Here is a 26,246-nt window from a genome sequence, read left to right as displayed (position 1 = left end):
GTGACCGGCCGGCGGGCGTATCGCTCGCGAGAGCGGAATAACGGGAGGTGTATCCCCTTGGCCAACGTCGGACTTCTCTTCGTTGGCGCGGTGCTGTTCCTGAACGGGTTGATGCTGCTGGGGAAGGTGGACAGCCGGTCAGCTGCCATATTCAACCTGTTCGTGGGCGGGCTTCAGGTCCTGACGCCCATATATCTCATCATCGCCGCGAATCAGGATCCCAGAAGAATTCTGCTGGCGTCGGGCATTTTCCTCTTCGGCTTCACATATCTGTATGTGGGAATCGGACTGCTCATGGGGCTCGACACGACAGGCGTGGGGTATTACTCACTGTTCGTGTCCATCGTGGCTCTGGGTTATTCCTTCGTCAGTTTCCGCTTGTTCGACGATGCGCCCTTCGGAGTCATATGGCTCTACTGGTCGTTCCTCTGGTTCCTCTTCTTCCTGGCGCTGGGACTGAAACGGGAGGCCCTGACGCCCTACGTCGGCTGGGTGACCGCAATCGAAGGCTGGGTGACCGGCGTCATACCGGCATTCCTGCTGCTGTCCGGTTACTGGGTCGCGGAGAACTACTACGAGATCGCGATCGCGCTGGGCGCGTTCGCCGTGCTGACCTTCGGCTCGCTGTGGTTCGTACTCCGCCGGAGGGGGCCGGGCAAGCCCGCGGAGGCGCAGTACGGCGCCCCTGGCTACCCGGCCGGCAGCCCCGGCTAGCGGCGTCGATTCAGAGCGCGGGAGGTGGTTGACGAGACGCAAGGAGGCGGCATGAGGGGACACCCGGGGTACCCCGAGTGCCACCCGGGGTACCCCGAGTGCCATGCCGCACCGCACCCGCTCACCGGTACAGAACACCTGAGGAATGAGTTCACATGCCTGAAGTAATCTTCAGCGTCGACCAGTCCAAGTCGATGCGCGACCAGGATGTACCTGGACACAACAGGTGGCACCCAGACGTCCCGGTCGTCGCGATGGTCCGCCCCGGGGACGAGTTCCGAGTCGAATGCCGGGAATGGACCGACGCGCAGATCGGCAACAACGACTCCGCCAACGACGTGCGCGATGTCGAACTGGATGCCACACACATGCTCAGCGGGCCCATAGGCGTCGAAGGCGCGGAGCCGGGCGACCTGCTTGTCGTAGACATTCTCGACCTCGGACCGGTACCGCAACAGGTCGGAGACGCACCGGGCCAGGGCTGGGGATATACGGGCGTCTTCGCCAAGGCCAACGGTGGAGGCTTCCTGACGGACTACTTCCCGGACGCCTACAAGGCGATATGGGACTTCCACGGGCAGGTGGCGACGTCCAGGCACCTACCCGGTGTCCGCTTCACCGGCATCACCCACCCCGGTCTCTTCGGCACCGCGCCCTCAGCGGAACTGCTGGAGAGGTGGAACAGGCGCGAGCAGGCCCTGATCGACACCGACCCCGACCGGGTCCCGGCTCTCGGACTCGCGCCCACCGCCAATGCCGCTCTCGTCGGCAAGGCGACCGGATCGGAGGCCGAAGCCATCGCCCGGGATGGAGCTCGCACCGTTCCCGCACGGGAGAACGGCGGCAACCACGACATCAAGAACTTCACTCGGGGATCCCGCGTCTTCTACCCCGTGCACGTCAAGGACGCCAAGCTGTCGGGCGGTGATCTGCACTTCAGCCAGGGAGACGGTGAGATCACCTTCTGCGGCGCCATCGAGATGGGCGGCTACATCGACTTCCACGTCGATCTGATCAAGGGCGGCATGGAGAAGTACGGCGTCAGCACCAACCCCATGTTCATGCCGGGAAACGTCGAGCCGCGGTACTCGGAGTTCCTCACCTTCATCGGGGTCTCCGTGGACCACGACACCGACACCAACTACTACCTGGACGCGACGGTCGCCTATCGCCGCGCCTGCCTCAACGGCGTCGAGTACCTGAAGAGGTTCGGCTACACGGGAGAGCAGGCCTACCTGCTCCTCGGCGCGGCCCCCATCGAGGGACGCATCAGCGGGATCGTCGACATCCCCAACGCCTGCTGCTCCCTCTACCTGCCCACCAGTATCTTCGACTTCGACCTCCGCCCCACCACGGAGGGACCCAAGACCGCGGACCGCGGTCAGTGCGCGGTGACCACCTGAGTCCGACCGGTGACCACCTGAGTGCGACCGGTGACCACCTGAGTCCGACCGGTCCTTTGGTCACTCGTCCCATGTTCCGTGTCCCCACCGGGGCACTTCGGATCAAGCTCCTGTACTGAGCCGGCCCAGATATGCGCTCCGCGCACTGGGCCGGCCTCCTTCTGTCTGCAGGCCGTTGTCAGTGGGCCGCGCTAGTCTGCGCGCAGATCCGACCGCTTACCCCGTTTCAGGAGGTATTCATGGCCTCGCGACTCAACCCGTACCTGATCTTCGCCGGAGACGCCCGGCAGGCGCTGGAGTTCTACAAGGAGGTCTTCGGCGGCACCCTGGCGCTCACCGCCTACGGACAGTTCGGCCAGCCGGACGCCCCGGACGCCCCGGACGCCGACAAGATCATGCACGGCATGCTGGAGACCCCGAGCGGCTTCACCCTGATGGGCGCCGACACCCCCGAGGGCGAGCACACGCCGGGCAACAACTTCTCGGTGAGCCTCAGCGGCGACGACGACGCCGAGCTGAGCGGCTACTGGGAGAAGCTGTCCGCCGACGGCACCGTGTCCGTCCCGCTGGAGAAGCAGATGTGGGGCGACACCTTCGGGATGTGCATCGACCGCTTCGGCGTCTCCTGGATGGTCAACATCGTCCAGCCGCCCAGTTGACCGGACCCACCTGACCGGACCCACCCGCGGGTGGCCCCGGCCAGATCCCACATTCCCGGTCCCGCCTACCTGACGCCGACACGTCGGCGGGACCGTTCGAGCCTTGCCGGGGCAACCTACAGGAGGGCCCACGCCTTAACGCGACGCGCAGGCCCTGATGAAGGCGTCGGCCAGTTCGGTGGGGCGGGTGAAGCAGCCCTCGTGGCTTCCGGGGGCCTCGATGACCAGCGGGTTCTTCAGGCGCTGCGGGAAGCGTTCGGCCCAGGCCCATTCACCCGGCAGTGAGACGTCCTCCGTGGACAGGACGTAACTGGTGGGTATGCCGAGCGCCTGAAACGCGGCCGTGTCCGGCTTCTCGGTGAACGTGCCGAGCGGTTGCGGAACGAGCAGGGAGTGGACCGTCCGCTGGGCCTCCTCTCCTGCGTCCTGCATGAAGGCCTGCTGCCAGACCTCCAGCGGCAGCAGCACGGTGTCGTTGCCGGAGGCGGCGGCAAGCGCGTGGAACATCTCCCCGTAGTGCGGCGGGCACGCGTCGATCAGCGACTCGCCGTCCTCCGGGACGAACGCGCTCCAGAAGACCAGCCGCCGCAGCCGGGACGCGAGCCGGGGCGCGGCGCCGGTCAGCACGTAGCCGCCCCAGCTGTGGCCGACCAGGGTGACGTCGGTCAGGCCCGCGTGCTCGACGTACTCGACGAGCCCGTTCACGGTGTCGGTGAGGGTCACGCCGCGCGGGTCGTCGTCGGGGCCGAGGCCTACCAGGGTGGGGGTGTGCACCTGGTGCCCGGCGGCCCGGAGCGCGGTGGCGACCGGGCGCCAGGCCCATCCGCCGTGCCAGGCTCCCGTGACGAGCACGAAGGTCTCACTCATGTCGATCTCCTTTGATCGCGTGCCTTGTAGCGCCGCTTGACCTTGCGGGCGAGCTTGCGCCGTTCGGCGCGGCCCGGCACCAAGCGGTGTGTCAAGCGGTGTGTTCGGAGCCGAGTCGGCGCGAGATGTCGGCGCGCAGCGCCTTCTTGTCGATCTTTCCGACCTTGGTGGCGACCAGTTCGGGGACCACCACCAACCGGTCCGGGAACTTGAAGCGCGCGACGCCCACGCGCTCCATCACCTCGTGCACGTCGGCGAGGGTCACGGTGCAGCCGGGTTCCGGTACGACGTACAGGCAGACACGCTCGCCCAGTTGGGCGTCCGGCATCGCCACCGCGGCCGCGCGGGCGACCCCGGGCGTCTGGTACGCGAGGTTCTCGATCTCCTCGGCAGAGATGTTCTCGCCGCCGCGGATGATCATGTCCTTGTCGCGGCCCTCGACGACGAGGTTGCCGTCGGGCCGCAGCCGCACGATGTCGCCGGTGCGGTACCAGCCGTCCTCGGTGAACGCGCGGGCGTTCTGCTCCTCGGCGCGGTAGTAGCCGCGCGGGGTGTACGGACCGCGGGTGAGCAGCACGCCTGGTGTCCCGTCGGGTACCGGCTCGCCGAGTTCGTCGACGACGAGGAGTTCGTCGTCCTCGCACATGGGGCGCCCCTGCGTCGTACAGATGACGTCCTCGGGGTCGTCCAGGCGCGTGTAGTTGAGCAGCCCCTCCGCCATGCCGAACACCTGCTGGAGCGTGCAGCCGAGTTCCGGGCGCACGCGGCGGGCGACATGGTCGGCCAGTCGCGAGCCGCCGACCTGCAGGACGCGCAGCGAGCCGAGATCGGCGCCGGGGTGGTCCTGCCGGTGCTCCAGCCAGCGCTGGGCGATGGCCGGGACCACGGCGGTCGCGGTGACGCCTTCGCGTTCGATGAGGGCGAACGCCTTGTCGGGGCTCGGGGAGCCGAGGACGGTACGGCCGCCGCACAGGAGCGCGCCGAGCAGACCCGGGCAGGCGAGCGGGAAGTTGTGCCCGAGGGGCAGCGCGGCGAAATACACCGTGTCCGGGCCGAAGCCGCAGACCTCGGCGCTGCGGCGGGCGTTGTAGAGGTAGTCGTCGTGGGTACGGGCGATCAGCTTGGGCAGCCCGGTGGTGCCGCCGGAGAGCAGGAAGACCGCGATCGAGCGGCTGTCGGGCCGGTACGCGTCCACGGCGGCCCTCGCTGCCTCGGCCTCTGCCGCTCCCTCCTCTGGTGGCGCGCACAGCTCCCGCAGGTCGACGGCCCCTTCGCCGATCTTGTCGCCGAGGACGAGGAGATGGCGGACGGTAGGCGACTCGTCGGCGACGGCGGCCGCCATCCCCTGGTGGTCGAAGTCCTTCAGGACGTCCGGGACCGCGATCCCCACCGCTTCGGAGTGCCCGACGAGATGGGAGATCTCGTGCCGGCGGTGACCGGGCAGGGCCATCACCGGGATGACGCCGAGCCTCAGACATGCGTACGTCAGGACCACGAACTCGAGGGTGCTGGGGAGCTGCACCACGAGCCGGTCGTCGGGGCGCAGTCCCAGTTCGGCGAGGCGGAGCGCGGTGGAGTCGGCTCGCTCGGCGAGTTGACGGTGTGTCAGCGTGCGGTCGCCGTCGACGAGGGCGACCGCATCGGGCGTGGCGTCCGCGACCGCCAGCAGCGCGTCGCCGAGGGTCTGCCCGGTCCAGTAGCCCTTGTCGGTGTAGAGCTCGGCGTACGCGTCGGGCCAGGGCACAGCGCCGTTGCTGCTAGGCCTGGGCATGATCGGTCTCCTTGTCGGTCTCCTGGCCGGGCTCCTCGCCGGCGGGCGCGGTGACGGCGCCGGCGGGCGCGGTGACGGCGCCGGCGGGCGCGGTGACGGCGCCGGCGGGCGCGGTGATGGCACCGGTGTGCTCGATGCCGGCACCGGTGTGCTCGATACCAGCACCGGTGCCGTGCACGGTGGCCGCGCCGGTGTGCACGATGACGGCGTCCAGTGCGATCAGGCCGTCGGCGGTGAGACGCAGCGGGTTGATCTCGATCTCGGCCACGTCCGGCGGACTCGCCGCGAGGGCGTCGGCGAGCGCGGCGGCGACCCGTCCGAACTCGGCGCGGTCGAGCACCGGTCCGCCCCGCCAGCCGTCGAGCAGCGCACGGGCGGCGAGCTCGTCCGGCATGGCCGCGGCCTCGGCCGGGGACAGCGGTGCGAGCCGGATCGCCACGTCGGCGAGCGCCTCGGCTGCGGTTCCGCCGAGCCCGGCCAGTACGACGGGCCCGAAGACGGGGTCGTGGCGGGCGCCGAGCACCAGGTCGACGCCGGTCGGGGCCATGGCCTCGACGAGGTAGCGACGGCCGCCCGGGGCGGTGGAGCCCGTCCCGTCGATGGCGTCGATCGCGTCCAGGGCCGCGTCCAGTTCCGCAGGGGTGCGGATCCCGAGCCGGACCCCGCCGATCTCCGTCTTGTGGAGGATCGCCGCGTCGAGCACCTTCACGGCGACCGACTGCCCGCCGACTGCCAGCCGTTCGAATGCGCGGTGTGCTTCCTCGCGGGTGTCGCACGCGACGCGTTCGGGGGTACGGATGCCGAGGGTGCCCAGGAACGTTTTGGCACCGTCCTCGTCGAGAGGGCTCCCGGGCACGCCCGTGGTCCCGGGATCGGTGGCCACTCTCGCCACGGCCACCCGCGCCCGCTGCCGCGCGTCGGTGACCAGGGCCCGTACCGCGTTGGCGGCCGACGTCGGTCCCGTGAGCGCGGGGATTCCCGCCTTGTGCAGCCGCGCCCGCTGCTCGGCGACATCCTCATGCGGGCCGCCGACGACGACCACCGCGGGCGAGTCGGCGCCGAGGCCCGCGTCCTGCGCGGCGGACGCCACGTCGACGCTGTCGGGCTCGGTCAGCGCGTAGACGGCCAGCAGATCCACCGCGGGGTCGGCCGCCGTCACGCCGAGCACCCTGGCGAAGGTCTCGCCGGGCCGACCCGTGTCGACCGGGTTGCGCTGATACGTCAGCGGTGGCAGCAGCCCACCGAGCGCGTCCTGGGTGGCCTCGGTCAGCTCCGGCATCCGGATGCCGTCCGCCGCCGACCGGTCCGCGAGCAGCAGGCCAGGACCGGCCTGGGCGGTCACGATGCCGAGTCCCGGGTCGGCGTGCGCGGGCAGTCGTACACGTGACAGGGCGGTGATCGCGTCGACCAGTTCCCGCTCGTCGTCGACGACCACGGCCCCTGCCTGCCGCAGCGCGGCCCGTGCCGTACGCCATGAGGTGGCCAGCGCACCCGTGTGCGACCGCGCGAAGTCACCGACGTCCGACCGCCCGACGACCAGCGCCACCACCGGCTTGGCGGCGACGAGCCGTCGTACGGCGGCCACCAGACGCGGCCCGTCCGGCACCGTCTCCAGGTGCAGGGCCACCGCGGCCGTACCCGCGTCCGCGATCAGGTGTTCCAGCACGTCGGCGGCGGTCACATCGAGCCCCGCGCCGATGCCCACACCCAGGCTGATGCCGTTCCCGGCATCCGCAAGGTCGAAGGCGAGCGCGTGATTGACGCCGCCGCTGGCCGCGACCACCGCGATGTCCCCGGCGGGAAGGTGCGCCGCGGCCGGGACGAAACTGGCCGTCAGTCCACGCTGAGGGGCGAAGAACCCCGAGGTGTTGGGCCCTAGGAGCCGGATTCCGGTCCGGTCGGCGACCTGGCGCAGGGCGTCCGCGTACTGCTCGCCCTCCGGGCCCGCCTCGCCGAAGCCGCCCGCGCAGACCAGCGCGGCCCGGCAACCGGCGGCGGCCGCCTCGGCCAGGGCGTCGGCGCAGCCGGCGGCGGGTACGCACAGGATGGCCAGGTCAAGCCGCCCGTCGGTGTGCGCGGCGGCCTCGGTGACCGAGGCGTAGACACCCTCGGCCGGTTCCGGGCGGCGCGCGTTGACCAGGGCGCGGGAGCCGGGGAAGGCGGCCAGCGAACGGGCCATGGCGGCGCCGAGCTTGCCGCTCTGGCGCGATGCGCCGATCACGACGACGCCCGAGGGCGCGAACATCGGTGTCAGATTCGTGGTCACGCCCGCGCCTCCCCTTCGCCCAGCGCGCCGGCTTCTTTGAGAGAGCGGGAGTCGCTCGGCGAACCGGATTCGCCCAGCGAACCGACATCACCCAGCGAACCGACATCACTCAGCGAACCGACCAGATCGGCACGGCCCGACAGCAGCAGCGTCTCTGCGCGGTCGTCGTCCATGCCGTCCTCCACGATCAGCGCGGGTATCCCGTGCACCAGCCGGGCCTGCTCCGCGAGCAGGGACCGGGTGAGCGGTGTGCCGCCGTGCACGGCGGCCAGCGCCGACGCGCCCTGATCCGCGACGGTCGCGACGGCTTCGGCCAGTCGCCCGTACGCCGCAGGCAGCTCCGCCTCCCCGTCCGGCGCGGCGAGCCACACACAGCCCGAATCCGCGGCCCTGAGCTCCTCGATGTCCGCCGTGCTCAACCGCCGCCCGGCGAACTCCCGCTCGCCCAGCCGCAGCGGCGTCTCGAGCGGGTCGCGGTCCTCGTGCCCGGCGCGCCAGTCGCGCTCCACCTGCCCGATGAACTCCGGGTCGCGGCGGGCGATCCGCTCCTTGCCGATGCTGCGCGACATGAAGTGGAAGGCGAACTGCGTCGGCTCGAACGCGTCGTGGTAGCGGCCGAAGTGCTCCCACCACGACAGGCTCGGGCGGGCGGAGCCCTGGATCTTCTCCACCGAGGGCCGCCGTGCCGCCTCGTACGCCTCCAGCGCGGACGGCAGGTCGTCGCGGTGTTCCAGCAGGCTGCCGGCGAGCGCGACGGCGTCCTCCATGGCCATCTTCGTCCCGGAGCCGACCGAGAAGTGCGCGGTGTGCGCGGCGTCGCCGAGCAGGGCGACGTTGCCGCTGGTCCAGCGGCGGGTGCGCCAGGTACGGAAGTTGCCCCAGCGGGAGTTGTTGACCAGCAGCTCGTGTCCGTCGATCTGCTCGGCGAACAGCTTCTCCAGATACCGCCTGCTCTTCTCGTCGCTCGGGCCCGGCGGCTGCGCGGTGTCGAACTCGTCGAGACCGGCGGACCGCCACGACTCCTCGTCCGTCTCCACGATGAAGGTGCTGACGTCGTCGCTGATCGGATAGCCGTGCACGGCGAACGTTCCGTGCGGGCCGTGTTCGTGGACGAAGGTCAGGCCGTCGAAGAGGTAGCTGGTTCCGAACCAGATGAACTTGGCGGTGGCGACCTCGACCTCGGGCACCAGTACGTCGGCGAGGCGGCCCCGGAAGGCGGAGTTCGCCCCGTCGGCGGCGACGATGAGGTCGTAGTCGGCCAACTGCCCGGGGTCGGACGGCACCTCGGAGCTGAACCGCAGGTCGACCCCGACCTCCGCCGCGCGCCGGTGCAGCAGCTGGAGCAGCGTCTTACGGGTGATGGCCGCCATGCCGTTGCCACCGCAGCGGATCCGCCGGCCCTTCAGCCGGATCTCGATGTCGTCCCAGTGCCGGCCGTGGTCCGCGAGGCCGGTCCGCAGCACCGGATCGGCCTCGTGGATTCCGGCCAGCGTCGCGTCGGAGAACACCACACCGAAGCCGAAGGTGTCCTCTGCCCGGTTCCGCTCGAAGACGGTGACTTCGACCGACGGATCGGCCTGCTTGATGAGCGTCGCGAAGAACAGCCCGCCGGGGCCGCCTCCCACGCAAGCGATCCGAGAAACCATGATGTACTGCCTCCGCGTCGAGTACAGCTCCGGACGCGTTTCCAGCGACCGCCACCCGGAGCTCAATTGTGTGTCGTATTGACTTACGCTCGTCAATGATTTGTTGCGGAAAGATTCCGCTCCTGCCCCGGGAGTCCCCGCTCCACGAGTGCCCGCCCCGGGAGCAGCAGCACCAGCGCGGTGGCGAGGGCGGCGGGCACGGCGAAGGCGTAGAAGTTCCACGCCGTGCTGACTCCGGCATCCAGCAGGAAGCCGCCGAACAGCGGACCGGTGATCGCGCCGAGCCGCCCCAGTCCCAGCGTGCACCCGAGGGCGGTGGCCCGGACCTCCACGGGGAAGTGCTGGGCCACATAGCCCAGGACCATGATCTGCGCGCCGATGGTGCCGAAGCCCGCCACCGCGACCAAGGCGTACATCAGAGGCGCGGCCGTCGCGAAAGCGAGCAGCGTGATGGAGACGGCGGCGGCCAGGAAGACGGCCATCGTCACCGGCTTCATGCCGAACCGGTCGCCCAGCGGGGAGATGAGGAGTGAGCCGACGACCGCGCCGAGGTTCATCACCAGCAGGAACAGCAGGGAGCCGGAGAGCGGGTAGCCGGCCGCGCGCATGATCTGCGGGAGCCAGGTGTTCAGGCCGTACACCAGCAGCAGTCCGAAGAAGCTGACCGCCGCGAAGAGGAGCGCGGGCCCGAGGTACTCCCGGCCGGCCAGCTGCATGAGCCCGGCCCGCTTCCGCTGCCCGAGGGCTTCGCCGTCCGGAGCAGGTCTGTCGTCCGATGCGGCACCGGGCGCCGGCACCTCGATGCCGAGCTTCGCCGCCGTCCTGGCCGCCTCCTCGTGCCGCCCCTTCGCCGTCAGGAAGGCCAGCGACTCCGGTACGTAGCGGGCCAGCAGCGGTACGAGCAGCAGCGGGGCAGCCCCCATGGCGTACATGAACCGGAATCCGAGCGCGGGCATGAGGGTCATGGCGAGCACGGCCGCGATGATCCCGCCGACCGCGTAACCGGAGAACATCATCGCGTTGTTGAGGCTGCGCCGCTTGGGGTCCGCGTACTCGGCGGTCAGCGCGACAGCGGTCGGCATGACCCCGCCGAGACCGATCCCGCCCAGCAACCGGAAGATCCCGAACCAGGTCGCGTCCGGCGCCAGCGCACAGCCGATCATCGTGGCGGAGAACCAGGCGACTCCGGTCAGCAGCACCCTGCGCCGCCCGACCGTGTCGGTGACGGCGCCCGCGATCAGCGCGCCGATCAGCATGCCGATGAGCGCGTAGCTGCCGATGGCGCCTGCCATGGCGGGCGTCAGGTTCCAGCTGTCGTACTGCAGCAGCGCCGGGACGGTGGCGCCGTAGACGATCAGGTCGTATCCGTCGAAGACGATCACCGCGAAGCACAGGCCGGTGACCAGGAACTCGGGACGGCGCCGGCGTGCGGCGCGCTCGGGGCGAACAGCGGGTTGAACAGTCTCTGGCGTCATTGCCGACTCCTGCAGCCTCGGCCGGCCTGGATGGCCGGAACGTCGGCAGTATGTGTCGTCTGAAACGCGACCGTCAATGAGATGACACCCAATTTTTCCAGTGCTGGCATGGTCATCCGGCACATCCGTCTCTTCCTCGCGACGGTCGGTCGTATGACATAGTCGTGTTCGTGAAGCCTCGCTCGATCGTCTTCGACCTGTTCGGCGACTACGTCCGCTACCGCGGCGGCGCCGCCCGGCTGCGCACCCTCAGCACGCTCATGGGCTGCTTCGGCGTCGGCGAGAGCACCGTGCGCGTGGTGCTCGCCCGGCTGCGCAAGGAGGGCTGGTTCGACGCGCGGCGTGAAGGCCGCGAGACCCTCTACGCGCTCAACGCCCGCAGCCTCCAGCTGCTCGACGAGGGCCGGTCACGCATCTTCGAGCCGGTACGGACCGACTGGGACCGCCACTGGTACATGGTCATCTACTCGGTGCCCGAGACCGAGCGCGGCGTGCGCGACCGCATCCGCAAGGAACTGGCGTGGCTGGGCTTCGGCCCGCTCGCGCCCTCCACCTATGTGTCCCCGCACGACCGGCTCCAGCAGGTCCGGGAGAAGTTCGCCGACGAGCCCGCCGTACGCCTCGACACCCTGCGCTGCCAGTCCGCCGGGCTGCCCGTCGACCGCGAGATGGCGGCCCGCAGCTGGGATCTGGACGCGCTCAACGACGACTACCGCGAGCTGCTGCGCACCTACCGCGTCCGGATGCCGTCCTACCGGGCCGGGCATCTGACACCCGAGGAAGCGCTGACAGAACGCATGCGGCTCACGTACGACTACCGCAAGTTCCCCTTCCGGGACCCCGATCTGCCGACCGAGCTGCTCCCGGCGGGCTGGGTGGGGCGCGACGCCCACGAGATGTTCATCGAGGCCCACGAACTCCTCGGTCCTCCGGCGAACGCGTTCTACGACGAGGTGGCGGGGGCCCGGCCTGCGGCTCGCTGAGCCGAGGCGGCCCTCCTGCCGGTCGGTCTCGGTAGCCCAACTCGGCCCAACTCGGCCTGCACGACCCACTTTTCTGTTATCGGCCGGGCTCGCTCGCGTCTCCTGTGCGTACGCGTCCGTAGTCACCGACCGTTAAGGAACCAAGCAAGTGACAGCCGTGACAGCACAGATCAGTCGCCGAGGCATGCTGAAGATCGCCGGTGCGGCCGCGGGTGCCGCCGGGATCGGGGTGGCCGCCGTGACGGCGGCAGTACCGGCATCGGCGGCCGGCGGAACGTTCGCGCACCCCGGGCTGCTGCACACCCAGGCCGACCTCGACCGTATGGCGGCCAAGGTGAAGGCAGGCGCCCGGCCCTACACCGTCGGCTTCGCGCGGCTCACCGCCAACCGGCACGCGCAGAGCGGCTGGCAGGCCAACCCCCAGGCGACCGTCTACCGCGGCGTGGGCTCGCCCCAGAACTACGCCACGCTCTACAACGACATCCACGCCGCGTACCAGAACGCCCTGCGCTGGCACGTCACCGGCGACACCGCGTACGCCGACACCGCCCGCGACATCCTCAACGCCTGGTCGGCCAAGCTGACCTCGCTCGAGGGCAGCGCCGACCGGTTCCTGGCCGCAGGTCTCTACGGCTACCAGTTCGCCAACGCCGCCGAGCTCGTACGCGACCACGACGGCTTCGAACTGGCCCGCTTCCAGAAGATGATGCTCGACGTCTTCCACCCGCTGAGCGACGACTTCCTCACGAACCACAACGGCGCCGTCATCTCCAACTACTGGGCCAACTGGGACCTGACGGCCATCGCCTGCGTCCTCGCCACCGGCATCCTGTGCGACGACCGCGCCATAGTCGACCGCGCCGTCGACTACTTCAAGCACGGCGAGGGCATGGGCTCGATTCTGAACGCCATCCCGGTGGTCCATGACGACGGCCTCGCCGAGTGGGCCGAGGCCGGCCGCGACCAGGGCCACGCCCTGCTGGGCGTCGGCCTGATGGGCACCATCTGCGAGATGGCCTGGAACCAGGGCATCGACCTGTACGGCTACGACGACAGCCGCTTCCTCAAGGGCGCCCAGTACGTGGCGAAGTGGAGCATGGGCGGGGAGGTGCCCTTCACCCCGTTCACCCGGAAGAAGGGCGCGATCAACGGCTGGTCGGGAACGGAGACCACGTCCGGGGTGGCGGCCGCCGACCCGGCCATGGTCCGGCCGATCTGGGCCATGATCGCCAACCACTACACCAAGCGCCGCCGGCTCTCCGCGACGTACCTGACCCGTATCGCCGCGCAGGCGGCCCCCGAGGGCGGCGGCGGTGACTACGGGCCCAACAGCGGCGGCTACGACCAGCTCGGCTTCGGCACGCTGGCCTTCACCCGGCCCAAGGCGGCCGCGGGCGAGACGACCGCATCCCCCTCGGCGTCCTCCTCGGCCTCCCCCTCGCCATCGTCGTCAGCCTCCACCGCCGTGTCCGGCTCGGGAGCCGGTTCCGCCACACCGACCTCCGGCGCCACCCCGCTCGGCGGGCGTGGCGACCTGGCCTCCACCGGCTCCTCCGACCTCGTGGCCTGGACAGCCGCCACCGGCGTCACCGCGCTCGCAGGTGGGCTGCTCCTGCTCCGGCGCCGGGGGCAGGCGCGCCGTGCCGCTGCCCCGGGAACGACGGGCGCTGACGGGACGTGACCGGGGTCATCGACAGTGACGGCTGACGCCAGGCGTGAGCCGTCACTCCCTGGACCGTCACGCCCTGGACCCACGCCCTGGACCGTCACTCCCTGGACCGTCACGCCGGGGTCGTCGCCTGCCCCGCTCCGGTGTCTCCGGTACGTGCACCCGGAAGCGCGGGCGCGTTTCGCTGCAACTTCCTTACCGCCAGGGCCAGTTGCAGGCGCAGCCGACCCTGAGGAGAGTGCACCTCCCAGCCGAGGATGTGCTCGGCCTGCGCCAGGCGCTCCTGCAGTGTCGAGTGGTGCACCGTCAGTTCACCCGCGGCGGCCCGCAGGCTCGGTGAGGAGGCCACGGCGTGGAGCGTCGCGGCGGCCCAGGGCGCCTCCGCGACCGCGCGTTCCACGGCGAGTACGTCGGGGATCGGCGGAGTGTCCGGGCCCACCGCGGCCGCGAGCAGGGTGAGAGCACCCAGTTCCTCGGCGTACACCGTGCGCGGCCCGGGATCCTGTGCCGTGCCCTCGGCGGTGAACCGGAGCGCGGTCCGGGCGGCCGCCCACGACTGCGGCAGCTCGGCCGGCTCCACGGCCGGTCCCACACCGGCCCTCCGCACCTCGGGCAGGGGCTGTCCGGCGGGTACGACCTCCGCACCACCCCCGTGGAGGACGACCGCTCGTACGGACTGCCCCTGCCTGAGCCCCAGTCGAGCCGCGGCATGCGTGCGTGCGGACAGCGGCGCGGACGCGTCCAGCACCACCTCGACCAGAGCGGGGTCGTGAGCGGGTACGGCAAGGGGTGCCCATCCGCGCGTCCGGTCCATGACCGCCCGTACGGCGTGTGCGGCCCGCTCCAGGATCATGGCGTGCACGCCGTCGGCCGGGCCGGGCCGCTCCAGCCAGAGAGCGGCCGAGGCCTTCGGGGGCGTGGCGGTGGTGGCGGTGGCGGGAGCGGTGGCGGGAGTGGTGGGGATGGTGGCGGCAGTGTCAGCAGTGCCCGTCGCTGGGGAGTCGCCGGAGTCTCCGGATCCGGAGCCGCTGGAGCCGAGGGAGCCGACCGTGTCCAGCGGTACCCATGGCCAGGCAGGGTCGACGGGCCCGACGGAGGTGTCACGCCGCCCGTCCTGATCGACCCGGACCCGTACGCCACGCCGCTCGTCGACCAGCCGCGCGGGGCAACCGGACAGGACGGCAGCCCCGCGCACGAGGGCCTCAAGGCCGACCCGGCCCTCCATCAGGCGGTCGAAGTACGTGATGACCTGCAACGCGGCACCCGCGTCCGGGTCGAGCGCCGCGAGCCGGCCTGCCAGCTCTTTCACGCACACCATCCTGCGACCGCGAAACCGCCCTGCCAAGCGCCGGGGTTCGAAGACACCGGGCCGGTCCGGGACCCGGGTCGGCGTCCGACGCCGACCCGGCACCCGGCGCGGAGCTGGACCGGCCGGTCCGGCCGGTCCCGCCGGGCCATCGCATCCCGCCGACGGCCCGGCGGCTCTGCTCAGGCGGACTGGCAGTCAGCCGGCCCCAGCGGTCGATCGAACGGGGTCGTGAGCGGCATGGGTACGCCGACCAGCTCCAGCGGTCGACCACCCAGTCGTCAGGCCGCACGCGCACGCTGGCCAGCCCAAGCCGTCGACCACCGGGTCGTCGGGCCGCACGGGCAGGCCAGCCAACCCCAGCCGCCAGGCCGCACCGGACGGTTCGGGTCGCCGGCGGCATGCGTACGCCGACCCGCCCCAGCGGTCGACCACCCAGTCGTCAGGCCGCACGCGCACGCAGGCCGACCCCAGCCGTCGACCACCCAGTCGTCAGGCCGCACGCGCACGCAGGCCGACCCCAGCCGTCGACCACCCAGTCGTCAGGCCGCACGCGCACGCAGGCCGACCCCAGCCGCCAGGCCGCGCAGGGCGGCCTCGCGGCCCAGCCGGTCACGCGCCCAGCAGTCGCCGCAGCCAGCGCAGTCGGGTGGCCCGGCACTCCTGGGACAGCGGTGCCTGGGGGGCGAAGCCGTCGAAGCCGTGGAAGCCGCCCGGCCAGACGTGGAGTTCTGCGCGGGCGCCCGCCTGCCACAGGCGGCCCGCGTACGCGATGTCCTCGTCGCGGAACGTCTCCGCCGAGCCCACGTCGATGAAGGCCGGGGGCAGCCCGGACAGGTCGGTCGCGCGGGCGGGGGCGGCGTACTGCGAGACGTCCGGTCCGCCGCGCGCCTCGCCGAGCAGTGCGCCCCAGCCCGACTCGTTGGCCGTGCGGTCCCAGACACCGCGCCCGGCCATCTGGCGGGCGGACACCGAGTCGTTGCGGTCGTCCAGCATCGGGCACATCAGCATCTGCCCGATCAGCTCCGGCCCGCCGCGGTCCCGGGCCAGCAGGGCGACGGCCGCGGAGAGTCCCCCACCGGCGCTGCCGCCCGCGACCAGCATGCGTTCGGGGTCGATGCCGAGCTCCTTGGCGTTCTCGGCCGTCCACACCAGGCCCGCGTAGCAGTCCTCGACGCCTGCCGGATACGGGTTCTCCGGCGCGAGCCGGTACTCCACCGACACCACGACCAGGCCCAGCTCCTCGGCCCAGTCGAGCGCCTCGGTCACACCCAGCCGGTTGTCGCCGAGGATCATGCCGCCGCCGTGGATGTGGTACACGGCCGGGAGCGGTCCGCTCGCGCCCGTCGGCCTGCAGATCAGCAGCGAGATGTCCGGCGCCCCCTCGGGTCCGGGCACCGCCCGCTCCTCGATCTGGAAGGCTCCGTTCCTGGTCAGCTCCTCGTCCGGGACCTGGAACGCGGACGAGCCCTCCCGCATCGAGGGGATCATCTCGGGTGCGAAACCCGGCGGAATCTGCCCACCGAGCACTTCCAGCGCGGCCGCCAGCTCCGGGTCGAAGGGCGGCGGCGGGTACACCGGCTCGGTGTCTGCGGGTGATGCGTCCACCGGTGTTGCGGCTACCGGTGACGCGGAGGCCGTCGGCTCAGCGGTCATGGGAACTCCTCGCGTCACGGCCACGGCGGTGGCCAGGGCGTTCATGATGCACGGCGAGGGAACGGCCTGCGTACGCGCCGTTCGGCGGGAATCACCCGCCGAACGGCGGGGCAGTCCGCATCGCAGGTGCCACAGCGCCGCATCGCAGGTGCCACAGCGCCGCATCGCAGGTGCCACAGCCCCGCCTCGCAGGTGGCACAGCCCCGCATCGCAGGTGCCACAGCCCCGCCTCGCAGATTCCACAGCGCCGCATCGCAGGTGGCACAGCGCCGCATCGCTTGTGCCGCGTCACCGGTGCCGCACTGCCGGCGGTGCGCTCCTGGCGCCCTGCAGGCGGCACGAGGGGCCGCAACGCGGGCGGCGGCCAGAACCACGCCGCCAGGCCGCACAAGGCCCCGACCGCCACCGCTCACCGCACCGCCGCAGCCGGCGGCCTCTCCCGTACGGCACCGTAGGCGAGGAAGTACGCCGGCACCCTGTTCAGCCACCGCGAGGTGGTGAGTAGCTCGGTCAGCCGCTGGGCCCGCCTGGGGTTGCCGAAGGGCGGGCGGCCCGCGAGCAGCGGTTCGATGACCCGGGCGTGGGCGGTCCGCTGCAGGGCCTGCGTCGCGGCCGTGGTCGGCCAGCGGCGGCGCTGCACGGCCCGTACGTCATGCAGGCCGACCGTACCCGCGTGCAGCGGCTCGACGAGATACCGCGCGGCGGCCACGGCGTCCTCGACGGCGAGGTTGATGCCGATGCCGAAGACCGGTGACATCGCGTGTGCCGCGTCGCCGATGCACAGCAGCCCCGGCCGGTGCCAGCGCCTGAGGCGGTCGAGGCGTACGTCGAGGAGCTTCACGTCGTCCCAGGACCGCAGCGCGTGCACGCGGTCCGCGAGCCAGGGGACGGCGGCCGTGAACTCGGCCATGAACGTCTCGAGGCCGGCCGCGCGCCGCAGGCCGTCGGTTCCCTTGGGGATCAGCACGGCGCACTGCCAGTAGTCCCCGCGGTCGATCATGGCGGTGAGGAACCGGTCGCCGACGCCTCCCACGAGCCCGTGCGGGTCGTCGTCCCGCCGCGGCAGCCGGAGCCACCAGGCGTCCATCGGGCAGGTGAACTGCCGCAGGCCCAGTTCGGGCAGCGAGCGGGCCAGCGAGCCCCGGCCGTCGCAGGCGACCGTGAGGGCAGCGCGCACCTCGCCGGTACGGCCGTCGGACGTGCGATACCGCACCCCCGTGACCCGGCCGCCCTCCACCATGAAGTCCGTCGCCTCGGTGCTCATCCGTACGGAGAAGGACGGCTCGCGGCGGGCCTCGTCCACAAGAAGGTCGAGGAGGTCCCACTGCGGCACCATCGCGATGTAGTTGTACTTGCCCCGCAGCGCGCCGATGTTCCCGACGGTGACCAGGGACCGGTCCTGGCCGATCGGCAGCTGGACGGTGGTGACGCGCCGCTGCGGCAGCCGCGCGAACCGTTCGGCCAGGCCCAGGTCGTCCAGCAGGGCCAGCGTCGACGGGTGCACGGTGTCGCCGCGGAAGTCGCGCAGGAAGTCGCCGTGCTTCTCCAGGACGGTGACCTCCACGCCGGTCCGGGCCAGCAGCAGGCCGAGGACCATCCCGGCGGGCCCGCCGCCCACCACGCAGCACGCGGTCCGTTCCATCGCGCCCCTCCCTTCCCTTTGGGCGAGAATCGCAGAGGCGACCACATTGGGGCATATACCCCCAAGATCTGCCAGGATCCGCTGATCCGCCACGTGGTCGCGACTGTCGCGACGCGACTCCGGGAGGCCACATGAGCAGCATGACTCCGGGAGGCCACATGAGCAGCATGACTCCGGGAGGCCACATGAGCAGCATGACTCCGGGAGGCCACATGAGCAGTACGAGGAGGCCACGATGAGCAGCACGATGAGCCGGCAGCCGGTCCTTCTGCCCTATGCCGACCCGGCCTTCGTGGCCGACCCCTTCCCGCTGTACCGCCAGCTGCAGGAGGAGGGACCGGTGCGGCGCGCGGTCATCGCCGGCGGCCTGGAGGCCTGGCTCGTCACGCGCTACGAGGACGGCCTCGCCGCCCTGTCCGACCCGCGGCTGAGCAGCGATGCCCGCGACGCGTCCGACCCCCGGCTCCTGCAGCAGCTGCCCGCGTCGCAGCGCGAGTCCATGATGCGCACCATGCTCCGCGCCGACCCGCCCGACCACACCCGCCTGCGCCGCCTGGTCTCGAAGGCGTTCACGGCGCGCAGGGTGGCCGAGCTGCGACCCCGTATCCAGGACATCGCGGACCGGCTGCTCGACGCCGTCGTGCCGTCCGGCCGCGCCGACCTCGTCGCGGACTTCGCGCTGCCGCTCCCGGTCACCGTGATCAGCGAGCTGCTCGGTGTGCCGGTGACGGACCGGTACGACTTCCAGCGGTGGACCGACGACATGATCCTCAGGGGCGCCGAGCCGCCGGACCCGGCTGTCGTGGACGCGGCGTGGCAGAAGATGCGCGCGTATCTGACGAAGCTTCTGGAGGCCAAGCGAGCCGAGCCCGGGGACGATCTGCTCAGCGCGCTGATCACCGCCCGGGACGAGGAGCAGCGGCTCGACGAGGACGAGCTGATCGCCATGGCGTTCCTGCTGCTGGTGGCCGGATACATCACCACGGTCAACCTGATCAGCGGCGGCATCGCCGCACTGCTCGCCCACCCCGACCAGCTGCAGATGCTGCGGGAAGACCCGGGACTGCTGCCGGACGCCATCGAGGAGTTCCTCCGCTACGACGGGCCGGTCAACCCCGGCATCGCCCGCTTCGCGCGCGAGGACGTCGAGATCTCGGGCGTGACGATTCCGCGCGGCGCGACCGTGCTCATCGCCACCGCCATCGCCGACCGCGACCCGGCGCGCTTCCCCGACCCCGACCGTCTGGACATCACCCGGCAGGACAACGCGCACCTGGCCTTCGGACACGGCATCCACTACTGCCTGGGGGCGCCGCTGGCCCGGTTGGAGGGCCAGATCGCCATCGGCACCGCCCTGCGCAGGCTCCCCGGCCTCGCCCTGGCCGTACCGCCGGGCGAGCTGCGGTGGAAGCCCAGCGGCCTGCGCGGGCCCGAGCGTCTTCCCGTCACCTTCACGCCCGGGCCGGCCCCGGGCTCCACCCCGGACGGTCCGGAAGAACCCGCCGCTCCGGCCTGATGCATGGGCCCCGCGACGTGGGGAACTCTCTGACGGCACCGCGAGGACGGAACCGACGAGCCATCCGGAGGTGTCGCTGCCGTGACCGCCCGGTCCCGTACCACCGTCGTCGTGATCACCCGCAACCGGCGGGACCAGCTGCTGCACACCCTCGACCGGCTGGCCGGGCTGCCGGAGCGGCCGCCGGTGATCGTGACGGACAACGCGTCGACCGACGGCACCGCCGACGCCGTGGCCCGGCTCCACCCCGATGTGACCGTTCTGCGCCCGGAGCGGAACCTCGGCGCGCTGGGGCGCAACGTCGGTGTACGCCACGCCCGGACGCCGTACGTGGCGTTCAGCGACGACGACTCCTGGTGGGAGCCCGGTGCGCTGACGGCGGCCGAGCGGCTGCTGGACTCCCATCCCCGGCTCGGGCTGATCGCGGCCCGTGTCCGGGTGGGTCCCGAAGGCGAGTCCGACCCACTGAACGAGATGCTGGCCGGGTCCCCGCTGGGCCGTGCCGCCGATCTGCCGGGGACGCAGGTGCTGGGGTTCCTTGCGTGCGCGGCGGTCGCGCGGCGCGAAGCGTTCCTGGATGCGGGCGGCTACCACCCGGTGCTGTTCTTCGCCGGTGAGGAGACGTGCCTCGCATACGACCTGGCCGCGTGCGGGTGGGGGGTGTGCCACTGCCCCGACGTGGTGGCCGTGCACCGGCCGATCGGCGGGGTGCGGGCCGGGCGGCCGGCCGTTCAGCGCCGCAACGCCGTGCTCACCGCGTGGTTGCGCCGTCCCCTGCCCGTCGCCCTGCGCCACACGCGCCTGCTCGCCGCCGAGGCGCGGACGGATCCGGAGGCCCGGAAGGCGCTGCGGGAGATGTTCGCGCGGCTCCCGGCCGCGCTGCGCGCCCGCCGACCGCTGCCTGCCCCGGTGGAGGCCGCGGCCTGCCGCCTCGAAGGCCCCGGCCCGACAGCTCCCGGCCTGCAAGGAGCCGTACGGTGACCGATCCGCGCGTCACGACCGATCCCCGCGTCACGGCCGATCCCCGTGTCACGGCCGATCCCAGCGTCACGGCGGATCCTCATGTCACGGCCGATCCTCGCGTCACCGTCGTGGTGATCACCCACAACCGCCGCGACGAGCTCCTGCGGACCCTGGACGAGCTGGCGCGGCTGCCGGAGCGGCCGCCCGTGATCGTGACCGACAACGCGTCGACGGACGGCACCGCCGACGCCGTGGCCCGGCTCCACCCGGGGGTCACGCTCTTGACGCCGGGCCGGAACCTGGGAGCCGCGGGCCGCAATCCGGCGGTTCGGCGGGCCCGTACGCCCTACGTGGCCTTCTGCGACGACGACTCCTGGTGGGAGTCGGGCTCGCTCGCCCACGCCGCGGATCTGCTCGACCGGCACGAGCGCCTTGCCGCCGTCACGGCACGGATCGTCGTCGAGCCCGGGGGCAGGGAGGACCCGATCGTCGCCGAGCTGCGGGACTCTCCGATCGAGGGCCCGGCGTGGCTGCCCGGCCCCGCACTGGGGTCGTTCCTGGCGGCGGCGACCGTCCTGCGCAAGGACGCGTTCCTGTCCGCGGGCGGCTTCAGTGAACGGCTGTGGCTGGGCGGCGAGGAGGAACTCCTCGCCACGGATCTGGCGGCGCAGGGCTGGTGGCTGGCCTACGTGCCGGAGCTGACCGCCCATCACGCGCCCTCCCGTGCCAGGGACTCCACGCTGCGCCGCATCCACGGCCTCCGCAACACGCTGTGGTTCTGCTGGCTGCGCCGGCCAGCCCGCCCCGCACTGCGCAGGACCCTGTTCCTGGCCCGCACCGTCCCGCACGACCGGGCGTCGCTGCGCGCCTTCGCCGAGGCGCTCGCGGGACTGCCCTGGGTCCTGCGGGAGCGCCGCGTGGTACCGGCCGCGGTGGAGGCCCGTCTGAAACTGCTGGACCAGACCCAGCGCCGCTCCACGGCGCGGCGGTATGTGGGCTGACGCGGGGCGCCGCGACCGCACCTACGGCTCGTCTCGCCGCGGCGGGTGAAAGGTTGGAGCATGGGGGTGAACGAGCGAAGGAGGCCGTCATGAAGTCCGGAGCCTCGGAGTACGACCCCTGGCTGTACTCGCACACCCCGTCCCAGGCCGAGGGCGAGCGCGACGAACCGTCCGAGCGCGGTGCCATGGAGCAGCACCCGGACGTGCCCAGGACCGAGCCGTCCCAGGCGGAGGGCGAGCGAGGGAACGAAACCCCGGCCAAGTGACCGGCAAGCCGGGGGCACGGCCGCCCCGGCGGGCGCCGGGCCACCGCCCCGGCGGCGGTTGGCAGAGAGGACGCGGACGGCCGTGCCCGTCCGCGTCCTCTGCGCGGAGAGTTCCGGGGTTCCGGACGTCCGGGCCTTAGCGGACCGGACGTCCGGGGCTTCGCGGAGTTCCGTTCCGCGAACGTCCTCCGTTACTCAGCGTAAGCGTTACTCAATGTAAGCGCCGCCGGGGGCGGGGGCGCCGCAGACCCGTACCACGTCCTGACGGTGTGCCGGTAGCCCGATCGAGCGAAACCCCTACAAGCGGCGAAACCGCCGGTACCTCGCGGATCATCATCGGAAGTCAGCGGATCCACATGCGTGGCCGCCGTGCGCCGACCGACCCCCACGCCCCGCGGGAGGCACCGATGCAGCAGAGCGACGACGTACGCCGCCGCAACCTCAGCCGCCTGTTGATCAAACAGCGGTCCCTGCTCACGCCTCAGGACGTCGGGCTGCCACAGCAGGCAACGCGTCACCGCAGGGGCCTCGAGCAGGAGCAGGTGGCGTTCCTGTCGGGGACCACGCTCCGCTGGTACAGCGCGCTCGAGAACGGCGAGCTGAGCGAGGTCGACCCCGGGCTCCTGTCCGACGTCGCGACCGCCCTGCGCCTCAGCCCGGAGGAGCGCACCGATCTGTTCTGCCTGGCCGCGCGCGTGGTGCCCCCGAGCCTCAGCCACCGCAGGCCCGTACCCGACGCCTGCCATCTCGCCGCGCTCGAAGCCGCCGAACCCAACCCGGCGGTCCTGACCGACCACGCCTGGAACGTCCTTGCGGCCAACGAGGCCGTGGCCGACTGGTTCCAGGACCCGGGCACGATCGAGCCGGACGACCGCAACGCCCTGCTCTGGCTGTTCACCGGCACGGCCGCCGCGCGCATCGCGGACATCGCCGACGCCCGCCGTCTCGCCATCGCCCGGCTGCAGATCGTCTACACGATGTGCCGCGGTGAGGCCGCGCTGGACGCCCTCGTCTCGCGCGTCGTGCGGCATCCGGTCGCGGAACGGCTCTGGCGCGACGAACGGGCCAGCCTGGGCCCGGGTTTCTCGCTGCGCAGGGTCCGCCACCCCGAGCACGGGGAGAGCCCCGTCCTCATCACCTCCACGGATCTGCCGGGCGGTCTGCGGCTCATCGTCTGCCTGCCGCGGCGCCAACCGCGCCCGGCGACCCCCGCCCCGACCGTCCCCGCCCCCCTCGACGCCGGGATCTGATCAGCCGACGCCCGGATCCGACGCCGGGTCGGACGCCCGACTTCGACACCGGGACGACCCCCGCGTCCGACGCCCGGCCCGGCTCCCGCGTCCGACGCCCGACCCCCGGGGTCCGACGCCCGCCCGACCCCCCGGTCCGACGCCCGGGCCCGACGCCCGGGTCCGACGCCCGGACGTGTCCCCCGGCTCCGGTTCACCGCGGCCGCCGCACACGTCCCGGCGGCCGCGGTGAACCGGATCGGCGGCCGGCACGTACTGGAGGCGGGTCGTACTCACGTGGCCCCCGCGCGGTTGACGCCGTGTCGGACGACTGACGACGGACGACGACTTGGGGGCCGCGGATGAGGCACGTACGGCGGAGGGTCCACCGGATCGCGCGGGTGGCGGCCGCCTGCGGGCTGGTCTGCGGTGGCGTGATGGTGTCGACCGCCATGGCGGGCGAGAGCTCCGGGCGGACGACGGCCGCGCCGGGTGGCGCCTCCGAGGCCCGGCCGGGGCCCTCCGACGGCTCCCGGGCGTCGGACGCCCCAGGGCTGTCCGACGCCTCCGCGCTGGGCGCCCGTATGGTCTCGCGGCTCGGCACGTCCCGTACCGCGGGCAGTTGGATCGGTTCCGACGGGCGGCCGGTCGTGGCCGTGACCGACGCGGAGGCGGCGGCCGAGGTGCGGCGGGCGGGAGCGCGCGCCAAGGTCGTGCACCACAGCATGAACCGGCTTCGCTCGGCGACCGAGACGCTGAGCGCGACGCCCAGGGTGCCCGGCACCGCGTGGTCCGTCGACTACGCGTCCAACAAGGTCGTGGTGCACGCCGACAGGACCGTCTCGGCGGACGACTGGTCCCGTCTGTCCGGTGTCGCGGAGGGCATCGGCGGCTTCGTGGAAATGGAACGGACCGGCGGCGCCTTCACCACCAGGGTGAACGGTGCCGCGCCGATCTTCGCCGGGAACGGCCGCTGCTCCGCGGGCTTCAACGTGACGGACGGCCCGGACGACTTCATCCTCACGGCCGGGCACTGCGGCCCCGTGGGCACCACCTGGTTCCAGGACAGCCAGGGCAGCACGCAGGTCGGTACGACCGTCGCCGGCAGCTTTCCCGGCAGCGACTTCTCGCTCGTGCGGTACGAGAACGGCGGGAGCGGCACCAGCGGCGGGGCCGGTGTCGTGGACATCGGCGGAGGCCAGGGGGTACGTATCGTCGGCGCGGCCGATCCCGTCGTCGGCCAGCAGGTGTTCCGCAGCGGCAGCACGACGGGGCTGCACTCCGGGACGGTGACCGCGCTGAACGCGACCGTGAACTACCCCGAGGGCACGGTCACCGGTCTCATCGAGACCGACGTCTGCGCCGAGCCAGGGGACAGCGGCGGCCCGCTGATCGCACAGGGTCTCGCGCTCGGCGTGACGTCCGGAGGCAACGGCGACTGCAGCGCCGGGGGCACCACCTTCTTCCAGCCCGCCCTCAAGGCGCTGGACGCGCTCGGGGTGCGGCTGGCCGACCCCCGGACCGGTAGCCCAGGCGACGGCTCGGCGGCCGCCCGCGAGGACGGAGGGAACAGCGGTACGGGTTCCGAGGTGGCCGTCCCCGCACCCCCCACCCCGTCGTCGGAAGGCATCACAGGGGTGCCGCCTGCCGTGCCGGGCTCACCGGGGGCACAGGGAGCGGCAAGCGGAATGAGCACGCTGAGCCAGATCGTGAACTTCCGGACACTGGCACCCGGGTTGACGGTCATCGTGGTCAGCCTGCTCGGGCTGGTGGTCACTCACTGGACCCGCAGCCGCCAAGATCGCCGTCGCCTGCGCGCCTACTACTCCGGGAGCTGGGGCTGAGCCACCGCGGAGGTCCCGGCATACCTCCTCCGCGACGTCACGGCGGTTCCGCGGGAAACACGCCGGCTACGCCCTTCGACGCATCAGCGCCCGGGATACCCGGCAGCGCCTTGTGCGGCCGTTCTCACGCTGCGTAAAGTCCCGGCAGCCTCCGAAAGTCCCGGAATTCCCCTCAACTGGCCCGAAGGTGAGTGAGACGTGCAGCAGCTCTCCGAACTGAGCCGCCGGACCGGTGTCCCCGTCCGCACGCTGCGGTCCTATCTGCGGATGGAGTTCCTGCCGGCTCTGCCGGAGTACGACGAGTCGCATGTGCGCAGGGTCGCCCTGGTAAGGACACTGCTGGACGTCGGCGGGCTGTCGTACGCGGCGATCCGTCAGATCGTGCAGCTCATCGACACCTCGCGGCCGCCGCTGCACGAACTGCTCGGCGCCGTCCAGTACGCCCTGCCGGCGCGCGGTTCCGTCTCGCACGACCAGGAGTGGGAGCGGGCCAGGGACCGGGCGTCGCGGCTCGCCGAGCAGCGCGGCTGGCGGGTGAACCCGGAGAACCCGGCCTGGCACACGCTCACCCAGGTGCTGGTGGCATGCGAGTGGCTTGAACAACAGGATCTGCTGCGGCTGTTGGAGAGCTACGCGGAGGCCCTGGAGCGCGTCGTCGCGGTCGAGGTGCAACTGCTGCGCGACCAGCCCGACGCGGAGAGCGCCGCAACGAGCATGGTGTCGGGGACGGTTCTCGGAGATGTCGCGCTGTCCGCGCTGCGGCGACTTCTTCACGAACATTTCTCGGGCACCCATGAGGATTTCCCCGACGCCCGTGAACGCTTTTCCGTCACCCAGGGACACCGCTCCTCCCCGGCGCAGCCCGCACCGGTCCTGTCCACCGCGGAACCATCACGCGTTTGCGTGGACGGCGAGCGCCCCCACAACAGGCGCCCCGGCGGCTGACTTTCCGTCAACAGGCGGGAATGCCCCTCCGACGCAGGCGACCGGAGAGGGCTGGCGAGCAGCGGAGAACACGCGCACTTTCAGACAACACCGACCTGGCCTTCCACCGCCCTCACGAGAGCTTCACAGTGACACCTGTCACGCACCCGGAATGAACAAGTCGGCTGGAATACCTTTTAGTTGAAGCCGAGACCAAGCAGCGCCATGGGCAACGTGTCGCGGCTTGACACCCCGTTGGGCACAAGGCATGCTCAACCCGATCTCGGGAGCCCCTTCCTCTTGACAGCGCGGTCTGGATACGGAAGGAGCGGCTGAGGCACCGACGGGGGGTTAGGAAACGTGCACCAGGCATTGCCGCAGGAACCAGAGGGAATAGGTCTGGATTCTGAGGGCGCGCAGCTGGCTGCGGAATTTCTGGCGCTGGA

The 26,246-nt window shown here is 71.7% G+C and carries 20 protein-coding genes; 12 read left to right on the top strand and 8 right to left on the bottom strand.

Features of this window, described 5'->3' with window-relative positions; genetic code table 11:
• The first annotated feature begins 57 nt into the window (after positions 1-57).
• The 3 genes from H1D24_RS01640 to H1D24_RS01630 all read left to right on the top strand — a co-directional run bounded on the left by H1D24_RS01640 (position 58) and on the right by H1D24_RS01630 (position 2,776).
• A complete protein-coding gene (locus H1D24_RS01640) occupies positions 58-714 on the top strand; it encodes an AmiS/UreI family transporter (protein ID WP_181655498.1) in 657 nt (218 codons plus the stop codon).
• A gap of 155 nt (positions 715-869) precedes the next feature.
• Positions 870-2,117 (top strand): formamidase, encoded by a 1,248-nt coding sequence (gene fmdA / locus H1D24_RS01635; RefSeq protein WP_181655497.1) that lies wholly within the window; start codon positions 870-872, stop codon positions 2,115-2,117.
• Positions 2,118-2,356: 239 nt separating this feature from the next.
• On the top strand, positions 2,357-2,776 hold the full coding sequence (locus H1D24_RS01630; RefSeq protein ID WP_181655496.1) for a VOC family protein: 420 nt from the start codon (positions 2,357-2,359) through the stop codon (positions 2,774-2,776).
• A gap of 135 nt (positions 2,777-2,911) precedes the next feature.
• On the opposite strand, the gene H1D24_RS01625 is transcribed toward H1D24_RS01630, so the two are convergent.
• The 5 genes from H1D24_RS01625 to H1D24_RS01605 form a co-directional block, all read right to left on the bottom strand.
• Complete coding sequence (locus tag H1D24_RS01625) at positions 2,912-3,643, bottom strand: alpha/beta fold hydrolase (RefSeq protein WP_181655495.1); 732 nt, start codon at positions 3,641-3,643, stop codon at positions 2,912-2,914.
• A gap of 91 nt (positions 3,644-3,734) precedes the next feature.
• Positions 3,735-5,414 carry a (2,3-dihydroxybenzoyl)adenylate synthase gene (locus H1D24_RS01620; RefSeq protein ID WP_181655494.1) on the bottom strand — a complete coding sequence of 560 codons (1,680 nt, stop codon included), beginning with the start codon at positions 5,412-5,414 and terminating at the stop codon, positions 3,735-3,737.
• Positions 5,401-7,680, bottom strand: coding sequence for an acetate--CoA ligase family protein (locus H1D24_RS01615; RefSeq protein WP_309484171.1), 2,280 nt, complete (start codon positions 7,678-7,680; stop codon positions 5,401-5,403). The genes H1D24_RS01620 and H1D24_RS01615 overlap by 14 nt, the downstream gene beginning before the upstream one ends.
• Positions 7,677-9,305, bottom strand: coding sequence for an FAD-dependent monooxygenase (locus tag H1D24_RS01610; protein WP_309484170.1), 1,629 nt, complete (start codon positions 9,303-9,305; stop codon positions 7,677-7,679). The genes H1D24_RS01615 and H1D24_RS01610 overlap by 4 nt, the downstream gene beginning before the upstream one ends.
• Before the next feature lie 113 nt (positions 9,306-9,418).
• Entirely contained in the window at positions 9,419-10,801 is a 1,383-nt protein-coding gene (locus tag H1D24_RS01605; protein ID WP_181655492.1) for an MFS transporter, read from the bottom strand.
• 170 nt (positions 10,802-10,971) lie between these two features.
• On the opposite strand from H1D24_RS01605, the gene H1D24_RS43455 reads away from it, so the two are divergent.
• The gene (locus H1D24_RS43455) at positions 10,972-11,784 is read left to right on the top strand and encodes a PaaX family transcriptional regulator (RefSeq protein ID WP_181655491.1); all 813 of its coding nucleotides are present in this window, start codon (positions 10,972-10,974) and stop codon (positions 11,782-11,784) included.
• Between the two features lie 184 nt (positions 11,785-11,968).
• Complete coding sequence (locus tag H1D24_RS01595; protein ID WP_181655882.1) at positions 11,969-13,465, top strand: alginate lyase family protein; 1,497 nt, start codon at positions 11,969-11,971, stop codon at positions 13,463-13,465.
• Positions 13,466-13,565: 100 nt separating this feature from the next.
• Here the strand turns inward: H1D24_RS01595 and H1D24_RS01590 are convergent, their stop codons facing one another.
• From H1D24_RS01590 to H1D24_RS01580, 3 genes are all read right to left on the bottom strand, one after another.
• Entirely contained in the window at positions 13,566-14,762 is a 1,197-nt protein-coding gene (locus H1D24_RS01590; protein ID WP_309484169.1) for a helix-turn-helix domain-containing protein, read from the bottom strand.
• Positions 14,763-15,371: 609 nt separating this feature from the next.
• Positions 15,372-16,415 (bottom strand): alpha/beta hydrolase, encoded by a 1,044-nt coding sequence (locus H1D24_RS01585; RefSeq protein WP_181655489.1) that lies wholly within the window; start codon positions 16,413-16,415, stop codon positions 15,372-15,374.
• A gap of 409 nt (positions 16,416-16,824) precedes the next feature.
• The gene (locus H1D24_RS01580; RefSeq protein WP_181655488.1) at positions 16,825-18,057 is read right to left on the bottom strand and encodes an FAD-dependent oxidoreductase; all 1,233 of its coding nucleotides are present in this window, start codon (positions 18,055-18,057) and stop codon (positions 16,825-16,827) included.
• Between the two features lie 247 nt (positions 18,058-18,304).
• Here H1D24_RS01580 and H1D24_RS01575 point away from each other — a divergent pair, with 247 nt between their 5' ends.
• The 7 genes from H1D24_RS01575 (at position 18,305) to H1D24_RS01545 (ending at position 25,821) form a co-directional block, all read left to right on the top strand.
• On the top strand, positions 18,305-19,573 hold the full coding sequence (locus H1D24_RS01575) for a cytochrome P450 family protein (RefSeq protein ID WP_181655881.1): 1,269 nt from the start codon (positions 18,305-18,307) through the stop codon (positions 19,571-19,573).
• A gap of 81 nt (positions 19,574-19,654) precedes the next feature.
• Positions 19,655-20,554, top strand: coding sequence for a glycosyltransferase (locus tag H1D24_RS01570; protein ID WP_181655487.1), 900 nt, complete (start codon positions 19,655-19,657; stop codon positions 20,552-20,554).
• Positions 20,551-21,537 (top strand): glycosyltransferase family 2 protein, encoded by a 987-nt coding sequence (locus tag H1D24_RS01565; protein ID WP_181655486.1) that lies wholly within the window; start codon positions 20,551-20,553, stop codon positions 21,535-21,537. Before H1D24_RS01570 ends, H1D24_RS01565 begins: the two co-directional genes overlap by 4 nt.
• Before the next feature lie 89 nt (positions 21,538-21,626).
• Positions 21,627-21,803: a hypothetical protein gene (locus tag H1D24_RS01560; RefSeq protein ID WP_181655485.1), complete on the top strand. Its 177-nt coding sequence runs from the start codon at positions 21,627-21,629 to the stop codon at positions 21,801-21,803.
• Positions 21,804-22,210: 407 nt separating this feature from the next.
• The gene (locus H1D24_RS01555; RefSeq protein ID WP_181655484.1) at positions 22,211-23,053 is read left to right on the top strand and encodes a helix-turn-helix domain-containing protein; all 843 of its coding nucleotides are present in this window, start codon (positions 22,211-22,213) and stop codon (positions 23,051-23,053) included.
• A gap of 341 nt (positions 23,054-23,394) precedes the next feature.
• A complete protein-coding gene (locus H1D24_RS01550) occupies positions 23,395-24,876 on the top strand; it encodes a S1 family peptidase (RefSeq protein WP_181655483.1) in 1,482 nt (493 codons plus the stop codon).
• 198 nt (positions 24,877-25,074) lie between these two features.
• Positions 25,075-25,821, top strand: a complete 747-nt coding sequence (locus tag H1D24_RS01545) for a MerR family transcriptional regulator (protein ID WP_181655482.1) — start codon at positions 25,075-25,077, stop codon at positions 25,819-25,821.
• The last annotated feature ends 425 nt before the right edge of the window (positions 25,822-26,246 follow it).

Source organism: Streptomyces himalayensis subsp. himalayensis, from assembly GCF_013778455.1.
Classification (GTDB): domain Bacteria; phylum Actinomycetota; class Actinomycetes; order Streptomycetales; family Streptomycetaceae; genus Streptomyces; species Streptomyces himalayensis.
The sequence above is the reverse complement of the archived record's forward strand: the minus strand, read 5'-3'. Positions and strand labels throughout refer to the sequence as shown.

Excerpts from the sequence above, each read along its gene's own strand:
- fmdA (WP_181655497.1), top strand. The coding sequence starts at position 870 with ATGCCTGAAGTAATCTTCAGCGTCGACCAGTCCAAGTCGATGCGCGAC.
- H1D24_RS01630 (WP_181655496.1), top strand. The coding sequence starts at position 2,357 with ATGGCCTCGCGACTCAACCCGTACCTGATCTTCGCCGGAGACGCCCGG.
- H1D24_RS01625 (WP_181655495.1), bottom strand. The coding sequence starts at position 3,643 with ATGAGTGAGACCTTCGTGCTCGTCACGGGAGCCTGGCACGGCGGATGG.
- H1D24_RS01620 (WP_181655494.1), bottom strand. The coding sequence starts at position 5,414 with ATGCCCAGGCCTAGCAGCAACGGCGCTGTGCCCTGGCCCGACGCGTAC.
- H1D24_RS01605 (WP_181655492.1), bottom strand. The coding sequence starts at position 10,801 with ATGACGCCAGAGACTGTTCAACCCGCTGTTCGCCCCGAGCGCGCCGCA.
- H1D24_RS01595 (WP_181655882.1), top strand. The coding sequence starts at position 11,969 with ATGCTGAAGATCGCCGGTGCGGCCGCGGGTGCCGCCGGGATCGGGGTG.
- H1D24_RS01585 (WP_181655489.1), bottom strand. The coding sequence starts at position 16,415 with ATGACCGCTGAGCCGACGGCCTCCGCGTCACCGGTAGCCGCAACACCG.
- H1D24_RS01580 (WP_181655488.1), bottom strand. The coding sequence starts at position 18,057 with ATGGAACGGACCGCGTGCTGCGTGGTGGGCGGCGGGCCCGCCGGGATG.
- H1D24_RS01575 (WP_181655881.1), top strand. The coding sequence starts at position 18,305 with ATGAGCCGGCAGCCGGTCCTTCTGCCCTATGCCGACCCGGCCTTCGTG.
- H1D24_RS01560 (WP_181655485.1), top strand. The coding sequence starts at position 21,627 with ATGAAGTCCGGAGCCTCGGAGTACGACCCCTGGCTGTACTCGCACACC.
- H1D24_RS01555 (WP_181655484.1), top strand. The coding sequence starts at position 22,211 with ATGCAGCAGAGCGACGACGTACGCCGCCGCAACCTCAGCCGCCTGTTG.
- H1D24_RS01550 (WP_181655483.1), top strand. The coding sequence starts at position 23,395 with ATGAGGCACGTACGGCGGAGGGTCCACCGGATCGCGCGGGTGGCGGCC.